This window comes from Mycolicibacter icosiumassiliensis (assembly GCF_900078685.2).
Lineage (GTDB): Bacteria > Actinomycetota > Actinomycetes > Mycobacteriales > Mycobacteriaceae > Mycobacterium > Mycobacterium icosiumassiliensis.
In genome coordinates, this window is sequence record NZ_LT546170.1 from 767,706 (window position 1) to 781,796 (window position 14,091).

A 14,091-nucleotide genomic window follows, 5' to 3' on the forward strand; every position below is an offset into this window, starting at 1 on the left:
GGCGGCGACGGCGGCAGCAACCAGGAAGGCATCGCGCTCGGCACCGGCGGCAACGGCGGTACCGGTGGTGCCGGCGGCGACGGTGGTGCCAACGGCACCAATGGTGCCGGTGCCGGTGGTAACGGCGCGGCCGGTGGTGCCGGTGGCGAAGGGGCCACGGTCGGCGGCAGCGGCGGTACCGGTGGTGCCGGCGGCGAGTCGGCCGGTAACGCCGGTGGCGCAGGCACGGCGGGCAGCCTGCCCGACGGCGAGACCGGTGGCGCCGGTGGTGCCGGGGGCAACGGTGCCCCGGCCACCCCGCCCGTGGCGGGCTAGTCCCAACACTGACGGCGAAAGCCCCGCACGCCTTCGGGCGTGCGGGGCTTTCCCGTTTCCATGGCCGGCCGGCGGCTTCCGGAGCTGTGTGCGTTAGTCGTTTCTGCCGTGTCGGCCGCCGTGCCATACCGGGTGCCGGTGTAGTCGGAGAATCAGCCTCGCCGCCGTCGGCAGCAGCCACTGCCGCAACGGCACTCGCTGCCGTCGTCGCTGGGCTTCTAAGACCAAGAACAGGAGCGCGATGGCCGGGTGGGCGCCCGCAGCGGCGCCAAGGACCGCCCGCTACGGCCTATCGCTCACTCCGCTCAGCCGAGATCGATGAACTGACCCGGCTCAAAGGAAGCGGCCAGATCGTCGAGGACGGGGATCTGATCACCGAGCGCACCCCAGCCGACGCCGTCCAGCAGTTGATCGATGCCGCTGAGCATGGCGGCAGCGCCGCCGATCACAACATCGCCGCCGTGACCGTCGTCATCGACCACATTCACACCGAACAGCGGACCCAACCCGATGGCGCTCATGATCTGGACCAGCCACCCCAATGGGTCCACCACGGTGCTGTCGCCAGGCACCGGAATCCACATGCTGGGCCCCCGGATGATGAAGTCGCCGGCCAACAGATTGTCCAACGCTTCAGTGTCGCCTTGCAGCGCCCAGAGCACCTCACCGCCCAAGGTGCCCGATGAGATGAACGGATCGACGAGCCCACCCCAAAACAGCCCGTCATGTGACCACATGTTGTAAATCAACAGATTAAGCGGGTTGTTCGGGCTGCGCAGGTCGAATAAGTCGGTCAGCCAGTCGTCGGCAGCCGTCAACGCCACATCCAGTGCGATCGGGGCTGGTTGAGTGTGCGCCGAGAACGCCGAGAAGTCAGTCGCCAGGGCGGGGACGACCACCCCGGAACCGACCAGGGCCGTTGCCAGGCCAGCCGTTCCCCAGCGCTTTACCACGAGCACCACGATGCGACGTCCTTTCGAAGCTGCCCCACCCGATGCGACCACAGAACACGGGGCATCGTCGACGAATATGGAGTCTAATCCATCAATACGGCTCGACAGTGGGGCCCAAGGTGACCGCCGGCTCAGCCCCAGCCCAGTTCGTGCAGCCGGTCGTCGTCGATACCGAAGTGATGGGCGATCTCGTGGATCACCGTGATCCGGACCTCGTCGACGACCTCATCGTCGGACTCGCACATCTCCAGCAGCGCATCGCGGTAGATGGTGATGGTGTCGGGCAGCGACCCGGCATAGCTCGAATCACGCTCGGTCAGCGCCACCCCTTCATAGAGCCCCAGCAGATCGGGTTCTTCGGCGTTGCGGTCCTGGACCAGGATCACGACGTTGTCGAAGGCGGCGGCCAGCTTGGACGGAATCAGGTCCAGCGCGTCGGAGACGAGATCGTCGAACCGGCGCGGGTCCATCTGGACACTCACCGCGGCTGGCTACCGGCGGGCAGTTGGTTCAGCCGCTCCGCGGGAATCGACGGCGGCGGGATCGGGGGCTGACCGTTGATCAGCAGCGAGTCGCGGGCACTGTTGATCAGCGCCGCCCAGCCGCCGTTGCCCAGGGTGGCGCCGAGGCTGCAGGCCACCTCACGGCTGCCGGCCGACCAGCTGGGCAGGGAGACGGTGGCGTAGGTCAACGTCAGCGTCGTGTCGCGCAGCTGCACCGGGTCCAGATAGGCGTCGGTGAGCCGGGTGCAGGACTCCTTGATGAACGCATCTTGCTCAGCCTCGGGCGGTAGCGCGTCGGGGAACCGTTCGGCCAGATTGACCGTGCCGGTGACCTCCTTGGTGTGGGGTGCGGCGCAGTCGACGGGAACGTCGTTGGGCTGGTTGGTGGCCGGATCGATGCCCAGGCAGGTGCCCGGCGGCCAGACCTTGGACTGGTCGATGTCGGCGACCTTGCCGACGAACGCGGTCTGCCGGCCGCCCACGCCCGGCAATTGCAGGCCGCACAACATCCGGCGCTCACCGTGCTGGCGCCAGGCGCGTTCACCGGCCCACAGCATGCTGGCCACGAACTTGCTGTGCGGGTCGAACTTGGCGCCGAGGTAGCGGCGCACCGACGACTCGCATTGTTCCTGGGTGATCTGCTCGATGCGGGCCATCGACGGGGGCGGGGCGTCGGGACCGTATTCGGCGCCTGGGAACATCTTCATGTCTACCGGGCCGGCCACTTCGAACTTGTGCTCGTCGGCGCAGCTGACGATGGTGGCCGCGTCCAGGTCGTTCTCGGGCCAGTTCAGGCAGTCGCCCGCAACCGCGTGGTCGATCGCCTCGTTGCCCTTGACCGTGCCCAGCCCTAGCCCCGGTCCGGCGCCTTTGCCGCCCGCGACCGGCGCCGGCTCGGCGTTCAGATGGCCCAGCAGCCCGCCGGGGCCATCGCCCAGGATCGGACCAACGGTGATCAGACCGGCGATCAGCAGCCCGCCCAGCGCGGTCAGCAATAGGGTGCGGCGCGTCGGGGCGGCTTGGAGCGTGCGCCGCCAAGACACCCGCTTGGCGGGTGGATTCTGCTGGTCGGCTGGCTCTGACATCGGGTCCATTCTGACAGGCAGCTTCAGCCGCGTGACAAATGATGCGAAAGTGATGCAGCCGGCCAGGTTGTAGGGTTTTGCCGTGATCGACCTGAAGCTGCTGCGTGAAGATCCCGACCGTGTTCGCCGCTCCCAGGTGGGTCGCGGCGAGGACCCGGCGTTGGTGGACGCCTTGCTGGCCGCCGACACCGCACGCCGTGCCGCCATCGCGGCCGCTGACTCGTTGCGTGCCGACCAGAAGACGGCCAGCCGGTCGGTCGGGGCGTCATCGCCCGAGGAGCGCCCCGCTCTGCTGGCGCGGGCCAAGGAGTTGGCCGAGCAGGTCAAGGCCGCCGAGGCCGCCCAAGGTGAGGCCGAGACGGCGTTCACGGCTGCGCATATGGCGATCGCCAACGTCGTGATCGACGGAGTGCCCGCCGGCGGTGAGGACGACTTTGCGGTGCTGGACGTGATCGGTGAGCCACCGGCTATCGAGAACCCGCGGGACCATCTCGAGCTCGGCGAGGCGTTGGGTCTGATCGACATGGGGCGCGGGGCCAAGGTCTCCGGTTCGCGGTTCTACTTCCTGACCGGCCGCGGCGCGCTGCTGCAGCTGGGGCTGTTGCAGCTGGCCGTGCGACTGGCAGTGGAGAACGGGTTCATTCCGATGATCACCCCGTCGCTGGTCCGTCCAGAAGTTATGTCCGGCACCGGATTTCTGGGTGCGCACGCCGACGAGGTGTACCGGCTCGAAGCCGACGACCTGTACCTGGTGGGCACCTCCGAGGTGCCGCTGGCGGGCTACCACTCCGATGAGATCCTCGACCTGTCGGACGGACCACTGCGCTACGCCGGGTGGTCGTCGTGTTTCCGCCGGGAGGCCGGCAGCTACGGCAAGGACACCCGCGGCATCATTCGGGTGCACCAGTTCGACAAGGTCGAGGGGTTCGTCTATTGCCGGCCCGAGGACGCCGAAGCCGAACACGAGCGGCTGCTCGGCTGGCAGCGCGAGATGCTGGCCCGCATCGAGGTGCCTTACCGGGTGATCGACGTCGCGGCAGGCGATCTCGGGTCCTCGGCCGCCCGCAAATTCGACTGTGAGGCGTGGGTGCCGTCCCAGGGCACGTACCGGGAGCTGACGTCGACGTCGAACTGCACCACCTTCCAGGCCCGCAGGCTGGCGACCCGTTACCGCGATGAGAACGGCAAGCCGCAGACCGCGGCCACCCTCAACGGCACCCTGGCCACCACTCGGTGGCTGGTCGCAATCCTGGAGAACCACCAGCAGCCCGACGGCAGTGTGCGGGTGCCGCAGGCGCTGGTGCCCTACGTCGGGGTGGACGTGTTGGAGCCCTAGCGCGACGTCACGGGGCTTCGGCCCAGTGGTCGGTGTAGCTGCGTTGGAGGTCTTCGAGGGCGCTGTCGTAGTCGAAGTCGCCGGGTAGTGGGTCATCGAGGCCGGGCCAGTCGGGGTCGGGCCAATGTTCGGGCCAATCTGGGTCTGGATCTGGTCGGTGGTGGTCGATGACGGCTTCGATGAAGTGGAAGGGATTGGTGCGGGGTTGGCCGCGATCGAGTTTGGGTGGGGGTATCCATTCGACCCGGCCGGTGTCGCCGAGGCGGGTGCGCCAGCCTTGTTCGGTGGCCATCCGGTTGTCTGGGGCGCAGGCTAGGGCCAGCGCGTCCACATTGGTTTGTCCGCCTCGGGCCCAGTCGTCTTCGGTGTGATGGGCCTGGGACAGATACCCCGAGACTGTGCAGCCGGGACGCGTACACCCGCGATCGCGCGCGTGCAGCACGATGCGTTGGTCGGCCGAAGCGATGCGTTTGGCCCGGCCCAGCCACAGCGCGCGGCCGTCACCGTCGAAGACGCTCAGGTAGTGATAGGCGTGTTCGGCCATGCGCAGCAGGTCGGTCATCGGTAGTAGTGATCCGCCGGCGGTGTGGGCTTTGCCGGTGAGACGGGTTTCGGTCAGTGGCGTGTGCCCGGCGGCGGCGTGCAGTTCAGCCAGGGTGGTGGAGACGATGACGGCGACCGGCAGGCCGTTGAGTTGGCCGAGGTTCCCCGCGGCGATCGCGGCACGACTGAGTGCCAGTAGCGCGTCGTGGTGGCGTTGGTCGGGCCGGCGATGGTCAGCGGTGATCTGTTCCTGGGTCGGGGTGCCACTGACGCAGGGGTGCTCATCGTCGGCGTTGCACATTCCGGGTGCGGCGAGTTTGGCCAGGATCGGTTCCAGGGTGGCCCGCAGTTCCGGGGTGATCTTGCCGGTCAGGCTGCTCATTCCGTCGGGGTCTTGGCGGCCTAGGCGCAGTCCCCGCTGGGTGAGGCGTTCCCGGTCGCGGAAATCCCCGTCCGGGTTCAGCACGGCGAGCACGTGGTCGGCCAGTCGTTGGAATGTTTCGGGCCCGAATTCTTGCGCCAAGGTTGCCAGGTCTGCTTCGGCCCGTTCGCGGTCGGCGGCGGTGACGGCGGCCGGGATCTTCGCCATGGCTTTGCGCGCGATCGCTACGTGCTCCGGGCCGACCTGACCGGCAGCCTGAGCGGCGGCCAGCGCCGGTAACAGTGGTGCCAACGGTTCCCCGCTCATCGCGGTGCGCGGGCCCAGTTCGGCGGCCTCGGCCACCCGGCGCCGGGCGGCGGCGCTGCTGATCCGCAAGTGCTCGGTCAACGCCCGCACCAGCGACGCGGCCCCTAACGCCCCCAGATCACCGTCGGCGGCCAGCCGGGCCAGGATCTGGTGGTCGACGATCGGCGCCCGCCACGCCAATGCCTCTCGGCGGGTGAGCACCGCCACCAATTCTTGGGTGGTCAACGCGTCAAACGAGCACTGCTCCAACTGGTCGCAGGCGGCCTCGATCGCGGCAAGGCACGCCTGGACGGTCTCCCGATCGGCGAGCGCATCCCTAACCATGTATCGAACACTAGTGCGACCCACCGACAGAAATTTGGGGTCATTCCGGCTCTTGGCATTGAGAGATCAGTAAGTTTTGTGCTGTCGCATCAGGCGGCAAAGAGCCGGCGCGAGCAGTCCAACAGCATCCGGTGCAGTGCTTCATTGGGAATGTCCGAAACCGCGGGATCTGCTGCCGCGCCGAGAATTCCGGGCACCAGAACCGCGGTCGCGATGAGGGTGGCCGGATCGGGTTGGGGTCCCGCCAGGATCGTCTGCAGGCGCCGAGAGGCATCCCGGAAGTCGCCGATGGCCTCGACGACCCCCACGACGGCGGGATCGGTGTGGACCAGGGCCGTGGTGCGCCGGTGCCGGACAGCGAGCTCGATGATGCCGCTGATGGTGGCCTCGCGCTGAATCTCGCGGGAGCCGATGGCCTCGGCGATGGCGACCACCCGGGCGATGTCGTCGAACACCGGGCGAAACACCGCGACAACGATGTCGTCCTTGCAATGGAATTGGTAGTACACCGCCGACTTATTGACGCCCAATCGGTCGGCGATCATCTGCAGCGACGTACCGCTCACCCCGTGCTCGGCGAACAGGCCCTGCGCGGCCTCTAACACTCGCTCCCGCGCGAAACCTCGCGGTGCCACCGTCTTCGCCACTCCCTTGCCTCCCTGCTCCGGTCGACCGCTCACAGACGTGAGCCACGCCGCACAGTTCTACTGACCGATCGCTTGATTCTACTTTACTGATCGTATAACTTAACCTTCCGTCACGCTTAACCGCAGATCCGGGCAGAAAGGGGCGTCGCTGATGCTGAACCCACAGGTGCACAGGCTTTCCCGGCCTGAGCCGGCCGCGACGGCGAATCAGTTCGCGGCCGACGCCGACGTCCTGGTGGTGGCCAGCAAGGCCAGCTGCCAGGCGGGAACCGATCGATGAAGGCCTTGAAGCGGGCATGGATGCCGCTGCTCATCGTGGTGGTGGTGGTGCTCGGGACGCTGACCGTCCTGCGGGTGCGCACCTACTTCGGCGGGGAGAGTTCCAACCTGATCAGCACCAAAGTTGACGACACCAAGCCGTACAACCCGAAGGTCGTCACCTATGAGGTATTCGGTGAACCCGGCGCGACTGCCGACATCAGCTACCTCGACCTCGACAGCAGGCCGCAGCGCGTCGACGCCGCAACGCTGCCCTGGTCGGTGACGCTGAGCACCACGTTGTCCGCGGTATCGCCGAACCTCTACGCGCAGGGCAAAGGCTCCACCCTGGGCTGCCGCATCAGCATCGACCACGAGCTCAAAGACGAGAGAACCGCCACCGGCGCCAGCGCCCTGACCTTCTGCTTGGTGAAATCTGCATGAGCACTTCCACGGACAACTTCCCTCCCGGCGCGCCGACCGAGGTCATCCGCACGGTGGCCGCTGACACGCCCAAGCCCGGCTGGATCGCCAAATGGATTCGGCGCCTGGCTATTCCGATCATCCTGGGTTGGATCGGGATCATCGTGCTGGCGAACGTGACCGTCCCCCAGCTGGAGAAGGTCGCCGAGACGGCCGCGGTCCAGATGACCCCGGACGACGCGCCCTCGATGATCGCGGTCAAACGCCAGGGCGAGGTGTTCAAGGAGTTCACCTCGAACAGCTCGGTCATGCTTGTCCTCGAGGGCGACGAGCCGCTGGGGGCTGATGCGCACCACTACTACGACCAGATCATCGACAAACTGAAGGCCGACACCACCCACGTCGAACACATTCAGGATTTCTGGGGTGACCGCCTGACCGCCGCGGGAGCCCAGAGCCCGGACGGCAAAAGCGCATACGTGCAGATCTATACCGCGGGCAACCAGGGCGAGGCGCTGGCCAACGAATCGGTGAAAGCGGTCAACCAAGCAGTCGACAGTGTCACCGCGCCACCGGGTGTGAAGGCGTATGTGACCGGCGGTGCGGCGCTGGCAGCCGATCAGGACAAGGCCGGCACCCGCAGCATGCACATGATCGAGGGCCTGACATTCGTCGTCATCATCACCATGATGCTGACGGTCTACCGCTCCATTACCACCGTTGCGCTGGCGCTGGCGATGGTGGTGACCGGGCTGGCGTCGGCCCGCGGCATCGTGGCATTCCTGGGCTATCACGGGCTGATCGGTCTCTCGCCCTTCGCCACCAGCCTGTTGGTGACACTGGCCATCGCGGCAGCCACCGACTACGCGATCTTCCTGATCGGCCGATATCAGGAGGCGCGCAGCGCCGGCGAGGACCGGGAACAGGCGTACTACACCATGTTTCGTAGCACCGCGCATGTGGTGCTCGGCTCGGGCATGACCATCGCGGGGGCCACGCTGTGCCTGCACTTCACCCGGTTGCCCTACTTCCAGTCATTGGGGATCCCGCTGGGGATCGGCATGACCATCGTCGTCATCACCTCGCTGACGATGGGGTCCGCGGTCATCGCGGTGGCCGGCCGGTTCGGCACCCTGTTGGAACCCAAGCGAGCCAACCGGGGACGCGGCTGGCGCAAGATCGGCGCGGCCGTAAGCCGTTGGCCGGGACCGATTCTGATCGCCGCCACCGCAGTAGCCCTGGTCGGCATCCTCGCCCTACCCGGATACAAGCCCGGCTACAACGACCGCGCTTACATGCCCGCGGATCTACCCGCCAACCAGGGGTTCCTGGCCTCGGACCGGCACTTTCCCTCGGCGCGGATGAACCCCGAGATGCTCATGATCGAAACCGACCACGACATCCGAAACTCCGCGGACTTTCTGGTGATCGAGCGAATCGCCAAACGGGTCACCGGGGTGGAGGGAGTCTCCCGGGTCATGTCCATCACTCGGCCGCAGGGCGTTCCGATGGAGCACTCCACCTTCGGTTACATGCTCGGCATGCAGGCCGTCAGCCAAGACATGACCCGCAAGTTCAACGATGACCGCACGGCGGACATGCTGGCCCAGGCCGAGGATATGCAGGTCAACATCGACACGATGACGAAGATGATCGAGCTGATGCAGGACATGAACGCCACCATGGGTCGCATGGTGGGCAAGATGCACCTGATGGTCGGCGACATCGAGGAACTCCGCGACAAGATCGCCAATTTCGACGACTTCTTCCGGCCGATGCGGAGCTACTTCTATTGGGAGCCACACTGTTTCGACATTCCGGTCTGTCACTCACTGCGGTCTGTCTTCGATGCCATGGATGGTGTCGACACCATGACCGACAGCTTCAAGCAGATCGTTCCGGACATGGACGCGATGGCCGCGCAACTGCCGCAGATGCTCGCGCTGATGCCGCCGATGATCCAGATGATGACGAACGCCAAGGCCATGATGCAGGCCACCTACGCCACCCAGAGCGGACTGGCCAAGCAGGCGCAGGAAGCTCAGGGAGATCCGGCTGCGATGGGGGAGGCCTTCGACAAGGCCCGCAACGACGACTCGTTCTATCTGCCGCCGGAGATCTTCGACAACGCCGAGTTCCAGCGTGGCATGAAGAGTTTCGTGTCGCCGGACGGGCATGCCGTGCGGTTCATCGTCAACCACGAGGGCGATCCACTGAGTGCAGAGGGCATTAAGCACATCGATGCGATCAAGCTGGCCGCCAAGGAAGCCATGAAAACCACCCCCTGGGAGGGCTCGAAGATCTATGTCGGTGGTACCGCCGCGATGTTCAAAGACATGCAGGAGGGCTCTAACTACGACCTGATCATCGCCGGCGTCGCGGCGCTGTGCCTGATCTTCATCATCATGCTGGTGATCACCCGTGCCGTGGTGGCCGCGCTGGTGATCGTGGGCACCGTGGTGGTATCGCTCGGCAGCGCCTTCGGGCTGTCGGTGTTGCTCTGGCAGCACATCATCGGTCTGCAGGTGCACTGGATGGTGATGGCGATGGCGGTGATCATCCTGTTGGCGGTGGGTGCCGACTACAACCTGTTGTTGGTTTCTCGTCTGAGAGAGGAGATCCACGCCGGCCTGCACACCGGCATGATCCGGGCGATGGGCGGCAGCGGGTCGGTCGTCACCGCAGCGGGACTGGTGTTCGCCTTCACGATGATGACGATGGCAATCAGTGAACTGCGCGTGATCGGTCAGGTGGGCACCACGATCGGCATGGGTCTGCTGCTCGACACCCTGATCATCCGCTCGTTCATGACGCCGTCGATCGCGACGCTGCTCGGCAAGTGGTTCTGGTGGCCGCAGGTGCCGCGCTTGCGGCCCAAGCCCGCACCCTGGCCGGCGCCGCTGCAACGCGACCCGCGCGAGCAGCTCGTGGAGTCCGGCGGTGGAGCGCATCGGGGAGGCTGGTGATGTCGGCCGCAGCGCTGCGTGTGCTGTCAGGGGTATCGGCGGCAGTTCTTTTCGCCGTGCTGGCCGGTACGGCCGCGGCGGGGAAGGCATCGGCGGATGCGACGGAGAACTTCCCGATTCCCAACCGGATGCTGCACACCAGTTGCACCGCCGAACAGATCATGGCGGCCGCCCGCGATGTCGCGCCGGTCTACTACGAGCGCTACATGATCGACTACAACAACAAATCCCCGCAGCTGCATCAGGCGGTGCAGGACCGGATCCATTGGTTCTACGCGATGGATTACCCGGGCCGGCGCGCCTACTCCGAGAACCTGGCCACCGACATCTACTACGACAAGCTCGCCTTCGCGTGGCCGAACTGGTCCAAGCTGTTTTTCAACAACCACGGGGTCGCTGCCCGGACCACCGATGTGTGCGAGCAGTACCCCGCTGCCGACACGGGGGTGTGGAGCTGGACCTGACCCGTTAGGTCAGCGGCTCCATCACCCGCCTTGCGATGGCCAGCAGGATCTCATGCAGTTCCTCGTCGGCGATGTCTTCGAGCTCCGGATCGGTTGCCGCAGTGAAGGTTCCGGCCATCAATGCGGTGGTGATCACACGGGCCGTCGCATCCGGCTCGGGGCCGTGCAGGATCGCCGCCGCGTCGTCGCCGACGGCCATGAAGTCTTCGCGGGATCGCACGGCGTGCTCCACGGCCCGGTCATAGAACAGGAACGTGAGTCGGCGGTATCGGACGGCGAGCTCGACGACGCCGCTGACCATTACGTCCCGCTTTCCCTGCTGGGTGGGCATGGCCTGGGCAATCTTGATGACTCGCACGATGTCGTCGAACATCGGCTCCACCAGCGCGATGACGATGTCGTCCCGGGACCGGAATTGGTAGTAGACGGCCGGCTTACTCACGCCCAGCCGATCGGCGATCATCTGCATGGACGTACCGCCCACGCTGTGCTCCACGAACAGGGCCAACGCCGCCTGCAGCACGCGCTCGCGCGCGGATCCGCGCGGTGCCACTGGCTTGGCCACGACATCCCTCCTCGTCGACGCGGCCAGCCTATCGCGCGAGGTCGGGGTCGCCGGTTGCTACGCCGCGGCTCTGGCGAGCCGCTGCTGGCGTTCCATGGTGGCGAAGTAGAAGGCGTAGGCGAACGCGCAGCTGGTGAACAGACTCGACACGAAGTAGAGCCACGGGCGCCGCAGCCCACGGCGGTAGCCGTCGACGATGGTGAACAGGGGCAGCAGAATGACATTGATGATCGTGTAGTCCTGGCTGGCGGAACCGGCAGCGGGGTTGGTGAACATCAGCTGGATGTATTGCGTCCAGCTGCCCGGCCCCCAGATCGGATTGTGGTTGGGGCCGTGCGCGTATTCCTGAACGAAGCGGATGTTGAAGTACCAGCCCAGCACGATCGAGGCGATACCGATCACGTAGTACACGATCTCCAGGGGTGAGAAGGCGCTGCCCCCAGAGGGTTTCGCGAAGATCGTGCGGTTGGATGTCACGATCCACCAGATAGTTGCCAGGCCCAGCACTGCATGCACGATGAGCGAGATCATGCGGCCAGTCTCATCGCGTGCGGTAAGTTTTGTCAATAATGACATTATGGGCGCGCAGGCGCTGAGGTACGTTTACCGGCATGCCCAGAGTGCCCCAGACCGCCCGCAGCGAACGCACCCGCGAAGCGTTGCGCCAGGCTGCACTGGTCCGCTTCCTGGCGCAGGGTGTGGAGGACACCTCCGCCGAGCAGATCGCCGCCGACGCCGGTGTGTCACTGCGGACGTTCTATCGGCACTTCACTTCCAAGCACGATCTGTTGTTCGCTGACTACGACGCCGGACTGCAGTGGTTCCGCAGCGCCCTGGCCGCCCGTCCGCCGGCCGAGCCGATGATCGAGGCAGTTCAGGCGGCGATATTCGCGTTCCCCTACGACGTCGAGGCGGTGACCCGTATCGCCGCGCTGCGTGCCGAGGAGCTCGATCCGGAGCGAATCGTGCGCCATATCCGGCAGGTGGAGACCGATTTCGCCGACGCGGTGGCCGAGCGGTTGCGGGCCACGGCGTCGACCGAACCTGCTGACCCGCTGCGGGTCGCCGTGACGGCCCGCTGCATCGCGGCCGCCGTGTTCGCCGCGATGGAGGTCTGGATGCTGGGTGCCGACCGCTCGCTGGCGGAGCTGGCTCGGATGTGCCGTGCCGCGCTGGACTCGCTGGGCAATCTTTAGTTACGTCAATATTGACAAAACTATTCAGTCGTGCCAGCGTTCCTCCGAAAGCGGGAAGGGGCGGATGGATGACCGATTACGACGCGATCGTCATAGGCGCCGGACACAACGGCCTGGCCGCGGCGCTGATCCTGCAGCGCGCCGGACTGCGCACGTTGTGCCTGGAAGCCGGGCGCTACGCCGGCGGGATGGCCTCCACGGTGGAGCTGTTCGACGGCTATCGGTTTGAGATCGCCGGCTCGGTGCAGTTCCCGACGTCGGCCGCGGTCAGCGCGGAGCTGGGCCTCGACGGCCTGGAGAGTATCGACCTTGAGGTCATGTCGGTGGCGATGCGTGGCGTCGGCGATGACCCGCTGATCCAGTACACCGACCCGATGAAGCTGTTCGCCCACCTCAGTGAGGTGCACGGCGCCGAGGCGGTCAACGGCATGGCCGGGCTGCTGGCCTGGAGCCAGGCGCCGACCCGGGCGTTGGGCCGCTTCGAGGCGGGCCGGTCGCCGAAGACGATCGACGAGATGTATGCCTGCGCCACAAATGAATTCGAACGATCAGCCATCGACGACATGTTGTTCGGTTCGGTCACCGACGTGCTGGATCGTTACCTGCCCGACCGGGAGAAGCATGCGGCGCTGCGCGGCTCCTTCACCGTGCTGGCCGTCAACACCCTCTACCGTGGACCCGCCACCCCCGGCAGTGCCGCGGCACTAGCCTACGGCCTGGGCGTGCCCGACGAGAACACCGTGCTGATGAAGAAGCTGCGCGGCGGGATTGGCGCGCTCACCGGGCATCTGCGCGACACGTTCACCGGTTTGGGCGGGCAGCTGCGACTGCGCACCGCGGTCTCGGAGATCCTGGTCGCCGACGGGCGGGTTGCCGGAGTGCACACCGAATCCGGCGACACCGTGAGTGCACCGGTGGTGGTGTCGGCGATCGCCCCCGATGTCACCGTCACCGGACTGCTCGACGCGGCGTCAATCCCTGAAGACATCCGCGCCCGCTACGCCCGCACCGACCACCGGGGCAGCTATCTGCAGATGCATTTCGCGCTGGAGGAGGCGCCGGTGTTCGCCGCCCCGTACGAGGCGCTCAATCAGCCGGCCATGCAGGCGTCCGTGGGTATCTTCTGCACGCCTGAGGAGGTGCAGCAGCAGTGGGAGGATGCGCGCCGTGGCATCGTCCCGGCCGATCCGACCGTGGTGCTACAGATCCCGTCGCTGCACGACCCCGAGCTGGCCCCGCCCGGCAAGCATGCCGGATCGGCGTTCGCGCTGTGGTTCCCCATCGAGGGAGACGGCAACTACGGCGAGATGAAGGTCGAGATGGGGCAGCGGGTGATCGACAAGATCACCAGGCTGGCACCGAATTTCGAGAGCAGCATCACCCGGCACACCACCTTCACCCCCCGTCATATGGGCACCATGTTCGGGGCGCCCGGCGGAGACTACTGTCACGGCTTGCTCAACCCGGATCAGATCGGCCCCAACCGGCCCGGGCCGCGGGGCTTTCTCGGCCAGCCGTTACCGGTGGCAGGGCTATATCTGGGGAGCGCGGGTTGTCACGGCGGGCCCGGCATCACATTCATCCCCGGCTACAACGCTGCGCAACAGGTGTTGGCCGACCGCTGACGGACGCCGAGCGTGTAACCAGCGCGAAAAATCCCACTCGAAATTCGCGCTGAGCGCACGTTGGGCGAGTTAGCCCGTTTTGGCCCAGGTCTGGATCGAGGCTTAGATCGGGCTTAGGTGAACAGGAGAGTTGCCCGTCTTTGCGCGACACCGACGGGTGCATGGACGCGTCCACGACGTTTAGTCGCTCAAAGGTGGGC

At 66.2% G+C, this 14,091-nt stretch carries 14 protein-coding genes and 1 pseudogene; 8 read left to right on the forward strand and 7 right to left on the reverse strand.

What is annotated here, in order from left to right; all coding sequences use genetic code 11:
* A pseudogene (locus tag BN4346_RS48340) lies at nt 1-315 on the forward strand (hypothetical protein); the annotation flags it as partial.
* Nucleotides 316-620: 305 nt separating this feature from the next.
* Here BN4346_RS48340 and BN4346_RS46255 read toward each other — a convergent pair.
* The 3 genes from BN4346_RS46255 to BN4346_RS46265 form a co-directional block, all read right to left on the reverse strand.
* The gene (locus BN4346_RS46255) at nt 621-1,277 is read right to left on the reverse strand and encodes a hypothetical protein (RefSeq protein ID WP_067976992.1); all 657 of its coding nucleotides are present in this window, start codon (nt 1,275-1,277) and stop codon (nt 621-623) included.
* Nucleotides 1,278-1,399: 122 nt separating this feature from the next.
* Nucleotides 1,400-1,750, reverse strand: coding sequence for a metallopeptidase family protein (locus tag BN4346_RS46260; protein WP_067976993.1), 351 nt, complete (start codon nt 1,748-1,750; stop codon nt 1,400-1,402).
* Complete coding sequence (locus BN4346_RS46265; protein WP_235653807.1) at nt 1,747-2,856, reverse strand: septum formation family protein; 1,110 nt, start codon at nt 2,854-2,856, stop codon at nt 1,747-1,749. The genes BN4346_RS46260 and BN4346_RS46265 overlap by 4 nt, the downstream gene beginning before the upstream one ends.
* An 82-nt stretch (nt 2,857-2,938) precedes the next feature.
* Here BN4346_RS46265 and serS point away from each other — a divergent pair, with 82 nt between their 5' ends.
* A complete protein-coding gene (serS, locus tag BN4346_RS46270; protein WP_067976995.1) occupies nt 2,939-4,192 on the forward strand; it encodes a serine--tRNA ligase in 1,254 nt (417 codons plus the stop codon).
* A gap of 7 nt (nt 4,193-4,199) precedes the next feature.
* Here serS and BN4346_RS46275 read toward each other — a convergent pair whose 3' ends face one another.
* Both BN4346_RS46275 and BN4346_RS46280 read right to left on the reverse strand, forming a co-directional pair.
* Entirely contained in the window at nt 4,200-5,747 is a 1,548-nt protein-coding gene (locus tag BN4346_RS46275; RefSeq protein WP_067976996.1) for an HNH endonuclease signature motif containing protein, read from the reverse strand.
* 89 nt (nt 5,748-5,836) lie between these two features.
* The gene (locus BN4346_RS46280) at nt 5,837-6,394 is read right to left on the reverse strand and encodes a TetR/AcrR family transcriptional regulator (RefSeq protein WP_067976997.1); all 558 of its coding nucleotides are present in this window, start codon (nt 6,392-6,394) and stop codon (nt 5,837-5,839) included.
* Nucleotides 6,395-6,545: 151 nt separating this feature from the next.
* On the opposite strand from BN4346_RS46280, the gene BN4346_RS49595 reads away from it, so the two are divergent.
* The 4 genes from BN4346_RS49595 to BN4346_RS46295 are packed head-to-tail and all read left to right on the forward strand — an operon-like array spanning nt 6,546 to nt 10,505.
* Nucleotides 6,546-6,674 carry a hypothetical protein gene (locus tag BN4346_RS49595; protein WP_268811503.1) on the forward strand — a complete coding sequence of 43 codons (129 nt, stop codon included), beginning with the start codon at nt 6,546-6,548 and terminating at the stop codon, nt 6,672-6,674.
* Nucleotides 6,671-7,096 carry an MmpS family transport accessory protein gene (locus BN4346_RS46285; RefSeq protein ID WP_067976998.1) on the forward strand — a complete coding sequence of 142 codons (426 nt, stop codon included), beginning with the start codon at nt 6,671-6,673 and terminating at the stop codon, nt 7,094-7,096. The genes BN4346_RS49595 and BN4346_RS46285 overlap by 4 nt, the downstream gene beginning before the upstream one ends.
* The gene (locus BN4346_RS46290; protein ID WP_067976999.1) at nt 7,093-10,041 is read left to right on the forward strand and encodes an MMPL/RND family transporter; all 2,949 of its coding nucleotides are present in this window, start codon (nt 7,093-7,095) and stop codon (nt 10,039-10,041) included. The genes BN4346_RS46285 and BN4346_RS46290 overlap by 4 nt, the downstream gene beginning before the upstream one ends.
* Complete coding sequence (locus BN4346_RS46295; RefSeq protein WP_067977000.1) at nt 10,041-10,505, forward strand: DUF5078 domain-containing protein; 465 nt, start codon at nt 10,041-10,043, stop codon at nt 10,503-10,505. Before BN4346_RS46290 ends, BN4346_RS46295 begins: the two co-directional genes overlap by 1 nt.
* Nucleotides 10,506-10,509: 4 nt before the next feature.
* On the opposite strand, the gene BN4346_RS46300 is transcribed toward BN4346_RS46295, so the two are convergent.
* Nucleotides 10,510-11,070 carry a TetR/AcrR family transcriptional regulator gene (locus BN4346_RS46300; RefSeq protein WP_067977001.1) on the reverse strand — a complete coding sequence of 187 codons (561 nt, stop codon included), beginning with the start codon at nt 11,068-11,070 and terminating at the stop codon, nt 10,510-10,512.
* Nucleotides 11,071-11,127: 57 nt separating this feature from the next.
* A complete protein-coding gene (locus BN4346_RS46305; protein WP_067977002.1) occupies nt 11,128-11,601 on the reverse strand; it encodes a DUF2834 domain-containing protein in 474 nt (157 codons plus the stop codon).
* Between the two features lie 80 nt (nt 11,602-11,681).
* Between BN4346_RS46305 and BN4346_RS46310 the strand changes: the two genes are divergently transcribed.
* Both BN4346_RS46310 and BN4346_RS46315 read left to right on the forward strand, forming a co-directional pair.
* Complete coding sequence (locus BN4346_RS46310) at nt 11,682-12,266, forward strand: TetR/AcrR family transcriptional regulator (protein ID WP_067977003.1); 585 nt, start codon at nt 11,682-11,684, stop codon at nt 12,264-12,266.
* 68 nt (nt 12,267-12,334) lie between these two features.
* Nucleotides 12,335-13,891: a phytoene desaturase family protein gene (locus BN4346_RS46315; RefSeq protein ID WP_067977004.1), complete on the forward strand. Its 1,557-nt coding sequence runs from the start codon at nt 12,335-12,337 to the stop codon at nt 13,889-13,891.
* Nucleotides 13,892-14,091 lie beyond the last annotated feature (200 nt).